The following is a 12,216-nucleotide window of genomic DNA, read 5'->3' as shown; positions in this document are numbered from 1 at the left end:
CAGCCACTAGGCGGGCGCCGGGTGGCTGCCTAAACTGAGCTTCACCTTTCCCTGCAACCTCAACGGAGACCGCTCATGGGCACCACACCAGCCGCCATCAACCACTTCATCCAGGGCCAGGTCACGCGCGGCAGCGCGTCGCGCCAGCAGGATGTGTTCAACCCCGCCACCGGCGCCGTGAGCGGCCGGGTCGCGCTGGCCAATGCCGCCGATGTGGACGCGGCCGTGGCCGCCGCACAAGCCGCTTTCCCGGCCTGGTCCGACACGCCGCCGATCCGCCGCGCGCGCGTCATGTTCAAGTTCCTCGAGCTGGTCAACGCCCGCAAGGACGATCTGGCCCGCCTGATCACCGCCGAACACGGCAAGGTGTTCACCGACGCACAAGGCGAGGTGGCGCGTGGCATCGACATCATCGAATTCGCCTGCGGCATGCCGCAACTGCTCAAGGGCGATTTCACCGACCAGGTGTCCACCGGCATGGACAACTGGACGCTGCGCCAGCCGCTGGGCGTGGTGGCCGGCATCACCCCGTTCAACTTCCCGGTGATGGTGCCCATGTGGATGTTCCCGGTGGCCATCGCCGCGGGCAACACCTTCATCCTCAAGCCCAGCCCGACCGATCCCTCGGCCTCGCTGCTCATGGCCGAGCTGTTCAAGCAGGCCGGCCTGCCCGATGGCGTGTTCAACGTGGTGCAGGGCGACAAGGAAGCCGTGGACGCGCTGCTGGTGCACCCGGATGTGAAGGCCATCAGCTTCGTCGGCTCCACGCCGATTGCCAACTACATCTACGAAACCGGCGCGCACCACGGCAAGCGTGTGCAGGCCCTGGGCGGTGCCAAGAACCACATGGTGGTGATGCCCGATGCCGACCTCGACCAGGCGGTGGACGCGCTGATTGGCGCGGCCTACGGCTCGGCCGGTGAGCGCTGCATGGCGATCAGCGTGGCGGTGCTGGTGGGCGACGTGGCCGACAAGATCATCCCCAAGCTGATCGAGCGCACCAAGAGCCTCAAGGTGCTCAACGGCACCAACCTCGCGGCCGAGATGGGCCCCATCGTCACCGCCGCTGCGCACACGCGCATCAGCGGCTACATCGAGGCCGGCGCCAAAGAGGGCGCGAAGATGCTGGTGGACGGGCGCGGCTTCGACGGCGCCCAAGCCGGCGAAGGCTGCGGCAAGGGCTTCTGGATGGGCGGCACGCTGTTCGACCACGTCACCACCGACATGAAGATCTACAAGGAAGAAATCTTCGGCCCGGTGCTGTCCTGCGTGCGCGTGGCCGACTTCGCACACGCGGTGCAGATCATCAACGACCACGAGTTCGGCAACGGCGTGAGCTGCTTCACGCGCGACGGCCACGTGGCGCGCGAGTTCGCGCGCCGCATCCAGGTCGGCATGGTCGGCATCAACGTGCCGATCCCGGTGCCCATGGCCTGGCACGGCTTCGGTGGCTGGAAGAAGAGCCTGTTCGGCGACATGCACGCCTACGGCGAAGAAGGCGTGCGCTTCTACACCAAGCAAAAATCCATCATGCAGCGCTGGCCTGAAAGTATCGGGAAAGGTGCGGAGTTTGTAATGCCCACAGCGAAGTAAGCTCCTCCTGCGTGCCGCCGTCGTGTCCCCTCGCGTGACACACAGCAACGGGGACCGGCCTTGCCGGTCCCCGTTTCCACTGGAGGGGCGCCACTTCAATGGAGGCAATGGTGAATGCAAGACGGGAACAGCGACTACGACCCGGACCTGGGTGACTGGACCACCCTGGTGACTTTTTTCAGCCCGACCGAGGCTTTTCTGCTGCGCGGCTGCCTGCAGGCCGGGGGTGTGCCGGCGGCGGTGGCCGATGCGCACCTGGTGCAGACGCACACCCTGCTGGCGGGTGCGATTCCGGTGCGGGTGCTGGTGCCGCAGAGCCGGCTGGCCGAAGCCGAGGGCGTGGTGGCCGCGTTCGAGCGGGGCGACTTCAGCCTGCCCGACGACCCGCCGCCAGCGGATGGTGTGTCGAGCGAGTGACGCGACGCGCGAGTGACAGATCGAACGACAACAAACAAAAGAGACTGGAGACAAAAAACATGAGCGACAACACCTTCGACTACATCGTGATCGGTGGCGGCAGCGCCGGCTGCCTGATGGCCAACCGCCTGTCCTCAGACCGCCGCAAGCGCGTGCTGCTCATCGAGGCCGGCCGCAAGGACGACTATCACTGGATCCACATCCCGGTCGGGTACCTGTACTGCATCGGCAACCCGCGCACCGACTGGCTCTACCAGACCGAGGCCGAGCCGGGCTTGAACGGCCGCGCGCTGCGCTACCCGCGCGGCAAGACGCTGGGCGGCAGCTCCAGCATCAACGGCATGATCTACATGCGCGGCCAGGCACGTGACTACGACCACTGGGCCTCGCTCACCGGCGACGACGCCTGGCGCTGGGAGAACGCGCTGCCCGACTTCAAGAAACACGAAAACCACTACCTGGGCGACGAGCAGAACGCGGCCCAGCGAGACCCGAACTTTCGCGCGTACCACGGCCACGGCGGCGAATGGCGGGTGGAGAAACAACGCCTGCGCTGGGATTTGCTTGATGCCTTTGCCGACGCCGCGCAGCAGGCCGGCATTCCGCACAGCACCGACTTCAACCGCGGTGACAACGAGGGCGTGGGTTATTTCCAGGTCAACCAGAAAGACGGTTTCCGCTGGAACACCGCGCGCGCCTTCCTGCGCCCGACCTGTTATGGCCGGCCCAACTTCGAACTCTGGAGCAGCGCCCAGGTGACGCGCCTGGTGACGCAGCGTGGCGACGACGGGCAACTGCGCTGCACCGGCGTCGAAGTCTGGGACGGCACGGCGCACGTGACGGCCGAAGCCACCGCCGAGGTGGTGTTGTGCGCCGGCGCCATCGGTTCGCCACAGATCCTGCAGCTCTCCGGCATCGGCCCGGCCGCGCTGCTGCGCCAGCACGGCATCGAGGTCGTGGCCGACCTGCCCGGCGTCGGCTCCAACCTGCAGGACCACCTGCAGATCCGCGCCATCTACAAGGTCAACGGTGCACCCACGCTCAACGTGTTGTCGTCGTCGATGGTGGGCAAGGCGCGCATCGGGCTCGAATACCTGTTCAAACGCAGCGGGCCGATGAGCATGGCGCCCTCGCAGCTGGGCGCCTTCACGCGCAGCGACCCGGGCCAGGCGCACCCCAACCTGCAGTACCACGTGCAACCGCTGTCGCTGGACGCTTTCGGTGAACCGCTGCACAACTTCCCGGCTTTCACCGCCAGCGTCTGCAACCTCAACCCGACCAGCCGCGGCACGGTGAACATCCGCAGCGCGAAGTTCGAAGACGCGCCGGCCATCGCGCCCAACTACCTCAGCACACCGGAAGACCGGCAGGTGGCCGCCGACAGCCTGCGCGTGACACGCAACATCGTCGCGCAGCCGGCCTTGGCGAAGTACCGGCCCGAAGAGTACAAACCCGGGCCGCAGTACCAGAGCGACGAAGAACTCGCGCGCCTGGCGGGCGACATCGCCAGCACCATCTTCCACCCGGTCGGCACCACGAAGATGGGCCGCGCCGACGACCCGATGGCCGTGGTCGACAGCCACTTGCGCGTGCACTGCGTGGCGGGGCTGCGTGTGGTGGACGCGGGCGTGATGCCCACCATCACCAGCGGCAACACCAACAGCCCGACGCTGATGATTGCGGAGAAGGCGGCGGCCTGGATGACGGGGGGTGACTCCCCCCCGCGCCGCTGACGCGGCTTCCCCCTCCGTGGCGCGCCTTCGGCGCTTCGAGGGAGACGGCGCCTGGGGCCGGCACAGCCGGACCCTCGGCGCCTCTGGTCTGCGTGATCTCAACGCGGTGCGGGTCGTGCGCCGGTGACCCTGGGCAAAGGCGCCTGTCCGTCGGGTTGCGTGTCCCGGGCTACCGCAACCCGCCGACGTAGCGCCCTTCCGGTGAGTCGTCGCCGTCCTTGCGCGTGGTACCCAGCACCGAGTTGAGTGTGGATTCGATGAAACCGCTGGTGTGGCCTGGCATTGAATGCGCGAAGCCGCCGGCGCGGGGTGTCGGCATGCCGCGTGCGGCGTCGGGGGTCACCCGGCCCGCGTGCAGCGCGTCGGCCGCGGCTTGCAGCAAGGGCTTGGGCGGTGGTTGCTTCGCCATGTGCGAAATGGCGCGTTCCAGCTTCTCGGCCCAGGGCCGCAGCTCGGGCAGGTTGTCGCTGGCGGCTTTCTCCAGCGCATGGCGCACGATCTCGCGCGCGTAGTCGGGGTTGGTGGCCATCCACTCGGTATCGGTCACGCGCCCGGTCTTGCGCCGCAGCAGCACGTGCAGATGGGCCGCAATGGCAAAGGGGTCGGGCGGTGACGCTGTGCTGCTCATGGCTTAGTGCCCGAGTTGTTCGTTGTGCAGCGACACGTCCAGCCCCAAACGCTCTTCGCCTTCGCGCACGCGCAGGGTGGCAAAGCGCGAGGTGATCCACAGCACCACGGCGGTCATCACCAGGCTGTAGGCCAGCACCGCCGCGCAGGCGATCAGCTGCGCCAGCATGCTCGGTTGCACGCCCGAGATCGCCGGGTCGGCCAGTGCCCCGGTGAGCAGGGCGCCCACCAGGCCACCCACGCCGTGCACGCCGAACACGTCCAGCGAGTCGTCGGCGCGCAGCTTGCGCTTGAGCGCGGTCGCACCCCAGTAACAGGCCACACCCGCCACCAGCCCGATGATGAGCGCGCTGCGCTGCGTGACGAAACCGGCGGCCGGCGTGATCGCCACCAGGCCGGCCACCACGCCCGAGCACAGGCCCAGCAGCGAGGCGCGTTTGCGCGTCAGCCATTCGGCGGCGGTCCAGCCGATGGCGCCCGCGGCCGCCGCCACGTGGGTGACCAGCAGGGCCAGCCCGGCGCGGCCGTCGGCGCTCAGCGCCGAGCCGGCGTTGAAGCCGAACCAGCCCACCCACAGCAGGCCGGTGCCGGCCATGGTCAGGCCCAGATTGAAGGGCACGAAAGGTTCACGTCCGTAACCCGCGCGCGGGCCGAGCGCGTAGGCGCAGACCAGGGCGGCAGCGCCCGCGTTGATGTGCACCACCGAGCCACCCGCGAAATCCAGCGCCCCCAGCTGCGCGAGCCAGCCGCCCGGCTCCCAGACCCAGTGCGCGACCGGCGCGTACACCAGCAGCAACCACAGGCCGGAGAACAGCAGCAGCGCACCGAAGTGCATGCGCTCGACCAGCGCGCCCACCACCAACGCGCAGGTGATGATGGCGAAGGTGAGCTGGAACATGGCGAACACCGATTCCGGCACGTGCGGTGCGATGTGGCTCACCGCCACCTGCGCCGTGCCGCCCAGGTACTCCATGCCGGCAAAGCCGATGCGATCCAGGCCGCCGATGAAACCGCCGAGCACACCACCTGGCGTGAAGGCGAGCGAGTAGGCCAGGCCGAACCACAGCACGCTGACGACGGCCGCGATGCCGACCACGCTGGCCATGGTGTTGATGACGTTCAGGCGGCGCACCATGCCGCCGTAAAACAGCGCAATGCCCGGCAGCGTCATCAGCAGGACGAGTGCGGTGCTGACCATCAGCCAGGCCGTGTCCGCACCCTGAACCGTGCCGGCGTCCACCAGCCCGGGGGCCGTCAGTGCCGGCGCTGCACTTGCCACCGCCTGGGCGCTGGCGGCCAGAGGGCACAAAAACAGGGCGGCCGTTGTGGTGAGAAATGGATACTTTCGAGGGTCTGTTGCGTTCGGGCGGGCGGAAACGATGCGGTTCGGGTGCAGGTTCTGGTGCATGTGGGGACCTTTTCCAACGACCCGGCCCCTTCCGCATTTCCTGTGCCACGGACAACTGTCACCCAAGGGAAAGCCCGGATGCACATCGGTGGTGCGGTCCGTTACAGTTCCCTCACTCGCCGACAGCGCCCAGCGCTGGTGACCGCGGGGGACCGAGGAGACAACCCAGTCCAATTCGAACAACGGTTTCAGCGTCCCCAGAGATGCAGGATTCTTCAAACCGACCCTTACCGGGGTCGGTTTTTTTTTGCCCGCAGCCGGGCGGCGACAATGCCCGGCATGGAATTGCTCTTGGTTTCGCTGGCGTCGATGTTCGCCGGCTTTGTCGATTCGATCGTGGGCGGCGGTGGCCTCATCCTGGTGCCGGCCCTGTTCTCGATGTTCCCCGCCACCCACCCGGCGACCCTGTTCGGCGTGAACAAGGGCGCCTCGGTCTGGGGCACGGCGGCGGCCACGCTGCAGTACGCGCGCCGCGTGCAGATGCCCTGGGGGGCGCTGCTGCCGGCGGCGGCGGTGGGCTTTGCCGGCTCCATGGCCGGCGCCTGGACGGTCACCGTGATCTCGCCCGACTTCCTGCGCCGGGCCTTGCCCCTGGTGCTGCTGCTGGTGCTGGGCTACACGCTGGCGCGCAAGGAGCTGGGCCGGCACCACACGCCGCGCTTCGAGGGCCGGCGCGAGATGCTGGCGGCCAGCCTGCTGGGCGGCGTGATCGGTTTCTACGACGGCTTCTTCGGCCCCGGCACCGGCAGCTTCTTCGTCTTCCTGTTCGTGCGCTGGCTGGGCTACGACTTCCTGCACGCCAGCGCCAGCGCCAAGCTGCTCAACACCGCAACCAACCTTGCTGCCTTGCTGCTGTTCGCCTGGAAGGGCCATGTGTGGTGGCACTTCGTGCTGGCGATGGCCATCGCCAACGTGGTCGGCAGCGTGCTGGGCACGCGGCTGGCGCTCAAGCACGGCAGCGGCTTCGTGCGCATCGTGTTCATCTTCGTGGTCAGCGCGCTGATCCTCAAGACGACCTACGACGCCTGGTTGCGGGCCTGAGCTGCCCCATCACCCCAAGGAGTTGCCATGTCGAATCGTTCCACCGGTGCACAAGCCTTCGGCCTGCTGGGCTGGCTGGCGCTGAGCCTGCTGGCCGGTGGCCTGGGCGCCGTCGCCTCTGTCAACGCCGTGTCCTTTTATGCGCAGCTGAACCAGCCGTCCTGGGCGCCTCCGGCGGGGGTGTTCGGACCGGTGTGGACGGCGCTCTACGTGCTGATGGGAGTGGCCGCCTGGCTCGTCTGGCGCGAGGCGCCCTCGCGCGCGCGCCGCGCCGCCCTGGTGGCGTTCGTGCTACAGCTGGCCGTCAACGCGCTCTGGTCGTGGCTGTTTTTTGCCTGGCACCAAGGCGCCTGGGCGTTCGCCGACGTGTTGCTCCTGCTGGGGCTGATCGTGCTCACCGTGGTGCTGTTCCGCCGGGTGCGCCCGCTGGCCGCGTGGCTGCTGGTGCCTTATCTTGTGTGGGTGGCGTTTGCCAGCGCGCTCACCTGGGCGGTCTGGCAGGCCAACCCCGGCGTGCTGTAAGGCGTCTCAGGGCACGGAGGCGGCGCTCGCCGGGGCTTCTGGTGGCCAGGGCATGGCACTGGCCTTGAGCGGTGTGCCGATGGGCGAACTGGCCTGGCCCACGCGCACGGCGGCCAGGTCTTGCGGATTCGGGTACTGGTCCATCAGCAGGTAGTCGAACACGCGGCGTGCAATGGGCGCGGCGTGTGCGGCGCCGAAGCCGGCGTTTTCCACGATCAGCGCCAGCGCCACGCGCGGTTTGTCGGCCGGTGCGAAGGCGAGGTAGAGCGAGTGGTCGCGCTGGTGTTCTTCCAGGCGGCGGCTGTCGTAGCGGTCCTTCTGGCCGATGGTCACGGCCTGCGCGGTGCCGGTCTTGCCGCCGCTGGTGTAACCGGCGCCGGCGAACACGCGGGTGGAGGTGCCGTCGGTGGTCACGGCCTGCATGGCGTTGAGCACCACGCGCACGTTCTCAGGCTTGTAGCCCAGGTTCACCGGCGGCGGGCCGGGCAGGGGCACACGTTCGCGCGTGAGCACGTTTTCGGTCGCCATGGTCAGGTGCGGCTTGTACTGCACGCCGCCGTTGGCCAGCGTGGCCATGGCTTGCGCGAGCTGCAGCATGGTGAAGTTGTTGTAGCCCTGCCCGATGCCCAGCGAGATGGTTTCGCCCGGGTACCAGCGCTGCTGCTCGGGGCGTTTGTAGGTGTTGCGCTTCCAGGCCTGGCTGGGCAACACGCCACGCACCTCGCCACGCAGGTCGATGCCGGTGATCTGGCCGAAGCCGAGCGGCTTCATGAAGTCGTGCATCGTGTCCACGCCCATGTCGTTGGCCAGCGAGTAGTAGTAGGTGTTGCTCGACTTGACGATGCTGCGGTGCATGTCGACCGGGCCGAGCGCGCCATGGCTGCGGAAGTTGTGGCCGCCGAAGGTCCAGACGCCGGGATCGTTCATCACCATGGAGGCGCTGCGCGTGCCGGTCTCCAGCGCGCCCAGTGCCATGAAGGGCTTGTACGTGGAGCCCGGCGGGTAGGTGCCACGCAGCGCGCGGTTGAGCAGCGGCTTGTCCACCGACTCGTTGAGCGCGCGCCAGTTCTCCACGTCGATGCCTTCGACGAACAGGTTGGGGTCGAAGGTGGGCTTGCTCACGAAGGCCAGCACCTCGCCCGAGCGCGGGTCGATCGCCACCAGCGCGCCGCGCCGCTCGCCGTACATGTCTTCGATCAGCTTCTGCAGCTGGATGTCGATCGACAGCACCACCGTGTTGCCCGGGGTGGCGGGCGTGTTGGCCAGCGCGCGCACGGCGCGCCCGCCGGCCGAGGTTTCCACGCGCTGGAAGCCGGTGGTGCCGTGCAGCTCGCGCTCGTAGCTCTGCTCGGCGCCGAGCTTGCCGATGTATTCGGTGCCGCGGTAGTTGGCCTGCTCTTCTTCCGGCCAGTCGGCGATGGCTTCGGTCTCGCGCTGGTTGATGCGGCCGATGTAGCCGATCACGTGGCTGGCGACGTCGCCGTTGGGGTACTGGCGCAGCAGGCGCGCGCGCACGTCCACACCGGGGAAACGGTAACGCTGCGCGGTGAAGCGCGCCACTTCCTCGTCGGTCAGGCGGGTGCGCAGCGGCAGCGAATCAAACCGGTGCGACTCCTCCAGCAGCTTGCGAAAGCGCCGCTGGTCACGCGGTGTGATTTCCAGCAGCTGGCCGAGGCCGGCGATGGTCTCGTCCATGTCCTGCACGCGCGAGGGTGTGATCTCCAGCGTGTAGGCCGAGTAGTTGGTGGCCAGCACACGGCCGTTGCGGTCCAGGATCTGGCCCCGGTTGGGCACCACCGGCAGCACCGCCGTGCGGTTGCTCTCGGCCTGGGCCAGCAAGTCGTCGTGCCGCACCACCTGCAGGTACACCATGCGCGCGGCGATCAGCCCGAACCCGAACACCACGGTCAGGCCGATCAGCAGCACCCGGGTGCGGAACTGCGCCAGGTCGGCTTCGACGTTGCGGATCTCGGTCATGTCCGTGGTTCTATCTCAAAGGCAGAGTGGCGCGCAACACTCGCTGTCGGCGCGAGGCAACCCATCCAGTGCTTGCGTGGAACCGGCTTCGCCGGGCCGCCCCAAGGCGAAACAGCCCCCTTGGGGGGGCAGCGACCCGCGCAGCGGTGGAGCGTGGGGGCCATGGCTACAGCGGCCGGTTGTCGTCAGGGTTCGGCGCCCGGCGCTGCGGCGCCAGCAGCAGCACGCTCACCACCGGCCAGAGCGCGGCTTCGATCAGCGGCGCCAGCAGGTAGATCAGGCCTGGAAAGCTGCCGCCGGAGACCATGCGCACCAACAGCTCCAGCACGTGGGCGGCGACGAACAGCGGCAGCACCTGCACCGACTGGTTGGGCACGCCGAACCAGAGCAGGCGCCGGTGCATGGAGATGCCCATGAAACCCAGCACCGTGTAGGCCAGCGCGTGCTGGCCGAGCAGGGCGCCCTGGTGCACGTCCATCGCCAGGCCGAAGGCAAAGGCCACGCCGACGCCGATGCGCAGCGGCTGGTGCACGCTCCAGAACACCAGCACCACCGCCAGCAGGTCGGGCACCCAGGCAGCGCGCCCGAACAGGCCCATGTTCAGCAGCATGTTGAACAGCAGCGCGGCGATCAGGCTGAGCCAGATGAAGACCGGGTTGGCAGGCAGCAGCAACTGCTGGCCGGGACGCATGATCATGGCGCGTTGCTCCGGACGCCGGGGCGGTTGGTGCGGGCCGGGCGCGGCGTGTCCGCCGTTGCGGCCAGTGGCGAGGGCGGCAGCTGGGCCGAGGTGGAGGCCAGCACCAGCACGTGCAGGGCGGCCTGCACCCGGGCCAGGGGTTCGCAGCGGATGCGCGCGAAGGACGACTCGGCCTGGCGCTCGACGCGCGTGACGCGCGCCACCGGCAGGCCGGCCGGGTAGACGCCGTCGACACCGCTGGTGGACAGCAGATCACCCTCGGCGATGTCGGCGCTGGACAGGGTGTAGCGCAGCTCCAGGCCGTCGCCGGTGGCCGAGGGTTCGCCGTAAGCCACGCTGCGCACACCGGTGCGGGTGTTGAGCACGGGGATGGCCTGGTCGCGGTCGATCAGCAGCGTCACCTCGGACACCAGCGGGTAGACCCGTGTGACCTGGCCGAGCACGCCGCTCTCGTCCACCACCGGCGAGCCGGGCTCGATGCCATGGGTCTGGCCGCGGTCGATCACGATCTTGCGCGAAAAGGGATCGGCGGCGTCGTACAGCACCTGGGCGCCGGTGGCCTGGACGCCGATGCGCTCGCGCATCGCCAGCAGCTCGCGCAGGCGCTGGTTCTCCAGCGTGATCTGCTCCAGCTGCAGGCTGCGCTCGGCCTGCACCGACAGCCGCTGCAGCGCTTCGCTTTCGCTCTTCTGCGCTGCGTGCAGCGAGGTGAAGTAAGTGGCGGCTCCGCCCGCCAGCTCGACCGGCTGGAGCACCGCCCATTGCGCCGGGTAGAGCACCGCGGCCATGGCGGTGCGCAGGGGGGCGGCGACGCGAAAACGCAGGTCGGCCACCATCAGGAACAGCGCCACGGCGCTGAACACCACCAGCTTGGACAGGGCCGAAGGGCCCTGCTTGAAAAACGGGGGAGGGGTGCGGTCCAGGGTGCCCAGTGGCATGGCGCTCGGGAGGGGGCTGTTCTGGGGTTGGGGCCGCGCCGTTGAACGGGTTGGCCGGGGTTTATTCGCTGGTGAAGATGGTGCCCAGGCGCTCCATGCGCTCCAGGGCCATGCCGCAACCGCGCACCACGCAGGTCAGCGGCTCTTCGGCCACCAGCACGGGCAGGCCGGTTTCTTCGGCCAGCAGGCGGTCCAGGTCGCGCAGCAGTGCGCCGCCGCCGGTCAGCATCATGCCGCGCTCGGCGATGTCCGCGCCCAGTTCGGGCGGCGTGTGTTCCAGCGCCATCTTCACCGCGGTGACGATGTTGTTCAGCGGGTCGGTCAGCGCTTCCAGGATTTCGTTGCTGGAGATGGTGAAGCTGCGCGGCACGCCCTCGGAGAGGTTGCGGCCCTTGACTTCCATTTCCTTGACTTCGCTGCCGGGGAAGGCCGAGCCAATCTGTTTCTTGATCGCTTCGGCCGTGGGTTCGCCGATCAGCATGCCGTAGTTGCGGCGGATGTAGGCAATGATGGCGTCGTCGAAACGGTCACCGCCCACGCGCACGCTGCCCTTGTAGACCATGCCGCCCAGGCTGATCACGCCGACTTCGGTGGTGCCGCCGCCGATGTCGACCACCATGGAGCCGGACGCGTCCGACACCGGCAGGCCGGCACCGATGGCGGCGGCCATGGGTTCTTCGATCAGGTAAACCTCGGATGCGCCGGCGCCGAGTGCCGATTCGCGGATGGCACGGCGCTCGACCTGGGTGGAGCCGCAGGGCACGCAGATGATGATGCGGGGGCTCGGCTTGAACATCGAGCGCGGGTGCACCATCTTGATGAACTGCTTGAGCATCTGCTCGGTGACGGTGAAGTCGGCGATCACGCCGTCCTTCATGGGGCGGATGGCTTCGATGTTGCCGGGCACCTTGCCCAGCATGGCCTTGGCTTCGTGGCCGACCGCCTGAATGGTCTTCTTGCCTTGGGGGCCGCCTTCGTGGCGGATCGAGACCACCGAGGGCTCGTCGAGCACGATGCCCTTGTTGCGAACGTAGATGAGGGTGTTGGCGGTGCCGAGGTCGATGGCCAGGTCGGTCGAAAACTGCCGACGAAAAGCTTCAAACATGGTGGGTGAATCCTGTGGGGCACGGACGCGGCGTCGCGCGCCCGTCGCCGGGTATGGGGCCGGTGGTGTGGCCGGGCATCGGTGCTAAGTGGTTGATTCCAAGGCGAAAACCGCAACGGCACTGAGGAAGCGCCGTTAAACCCTGGATAATAACG

11 protein-coding genes are annotated in these 12,216 nt (G+C 68.3%); 5 read left to right on the top strand and 6 right to left on the bottom strand.

What is annotated here, in order from left to right:
- The first annotated feature begins 75 nt into the window (after window positions 1–75).
- The 3 genes from HPA01S_RS09605 to HPA01S_RS09595 all read left to right on the top strand — a co-directional run bounded on the left by HPA01S_RS09605 (window position 76) and on the right by HPA01S_RS09595 (window position 3,743).
- On the top strand, window positions 76–1,593 hold the full coding sequence (locus HPA01S_RS09605) for a CoA-acylating methylmalonate-semialdehyde dehydrogenase (RefSeq protein ID WP_066269305.1): 1,518 nt from the start codon (window positions 76–78) through the stop codon (window positions 1,591–1,593).
- A 114-nt stretch (window positions 1,594–1,707) separates the two neighbouring features.
- Window positions 1,708–2,010, top strand: coding sequence for a putative signal transducing protein (locus HPA01S_RS09600; protein WP_066269303.1), 303 nt, complete (start codon window positions 1,708–1,710; stop codon window positions 2,008–2,010).
- A 59-nt stretch (window positions 2,011–2,069) separates the two neighbouring features.
- Window positions 2,070–3,743, top strand: a complete 1,674-nt coding sequence (locus tag HPA01S_RS09595) for a GMC family oxidoreductase (protein WP_066269301.1) — start codon at window positions 2,070–2,072, stop codon at window positions 3,741–3,743.
- 169 nt (window positions 3,744–3,912) lie between these two features.
- Here HPA01S_RS09595 and HPA01S_RS23050 read toward each other — a convergent pair whose 3' ends face one another.
- Together HPA01S_RS23050 and HPA01S_RS09585 are read right to left on the bottom strand one after the other, a co-directional pair.
- Window positions 3,913–4,371, bottom strand: coding sequence for a hypothetical protein (locus HPA01S_RS23050; RefSeq protein ID WP_157084952.1), 459 nt, complete (start codon window positions 4,369–4,371; stop codon window positions 3,913–3,915).
- A 3-nt stretch (window positions 4,372–4,374) separates the two neighbouring features.
- Window positions 4,375–5,679: an ammonium transporter gene (locus HPA01S_RS09585; RefSeq protein ID WP_066269384.1), complete on the bottom strand. Its 1,305-nt coding sequence runs from the start codon at window positions 5,677–5,679 to the stop codon at window positions 4,375–4,377.
- Between the two features lie 378 nt (window positions 5,680–6,057).
- On the opposite strand from HPA01S_RS09585, the gene HPA01S_RS09580 reads away from it, so the two are divergent.
- Both HPA01S_RS09580 and HPA01S_RS09575 read left to right on the top strand, forming a co-directional pair.
- A complete protein-coding gene (locus HPA01S_RS09580; protein WP_066269383.1) occupies window positions 6,058–6,819 on the top strand; it encodes a sulfite exporter TauE/SafE family protein in 762 nt (253 codons plus the stop codon).
- Window positions 6,820–6,846: 27 nt separating this feature from the next.
- A complete protein-coding gene (locus HPA01S_RS09575; RefSeq protein ID WP_066269297.1) occupies window positions 6,847–7,341 on the top strand; it encodes a TspO/MBR family protein in 495 nt (164 codons plus the stop codon).
- 6 nt (window positions 7,342–7,347) lie between these two features.
- Here the strand turns inward: HPA01S_RS09575 and mrdA are convergent, their stop codons facing one another.
- The 4 genes from mrdA to HPA01S_RS09555 all read right to left on the bottom strand — a co-directional run bounded on the left by mrdA (window position 7,348) and on the right by HPA01S_RS09555 (window position 12,061).
- The gene (mrdA, locus tag HPA01S_RS09570; RefSeq protein ID WP_066269295.1) at window positions 7,348–9,318 is read right to left on the bottom strand and encodes a penicillin-binding protein 2; all 1,971 of its coding nucleotides are present in this window, start codon (window positions 9,316–9,318) and stop codon (window positions 7,348–7,350) included.
- Between the two features lie 166 nt (window positions 9,319–9,484).
- The gene (gene mreD, locus HPA01S_RS09565; protein WP_066269293.1) at window positions 9,485–10,015 is read right to left on the bottom strand and encodes a rod shape-determining protein MreD; all 531 of its coding nucleotides are present in this window, start codon (window positions 10,013–10,015) and stop codon (window positions 9,485–9,487) included.
- Window positions 10,012–10,956 carry a rod shape-determining protein MreC gene (gene mreC, locus HPA01S_RS09560; protein WP_066269291.1) on the bottom strand — a complete coding sequence of 315 codons (945 nt, stop codon included), beginning with the start codon at window positions 10,954–10,956 and terminating at the stop codon, window positions 10,012–10,014. The genes mreD and mreC overlap by 4 nt, the downstream gene beginning before the upstream one ends.
- A 61-nt stretch (window positions 10,957–11,017) precedes the next feature.
- Complete coding sequence (locus HPA01S_RS09555; protein ID WP_066269288.1) at window positions 11,018–12,061, bottom strand: rod shape-determining protein; 1,044 nt, start codon at window positions 12,059–12,061, stop codon at window positions 11,018–11,020.
- Between the last annotated feature and the right edge of the window lie 155 nt (window positions 12,062–12,216).

Origin of the sequence: Hydrogenophaga palleronii NBRC 102513 (assembly GCF_001571225.1) — a bacterium.
Classification (GTDB): Bacteria; Pseudomonadota; Gammaproteobacteria; order Burkholderiales; family Burkholderiaceae_C; genus Hydrogenophaga; species Hydrogenophaga palleronii.
The sequence above is the reverse complement of the archived record's forward strand: the minus strand, read 5'-3'. Positions and strand labels throughout refer to the sequence as shown.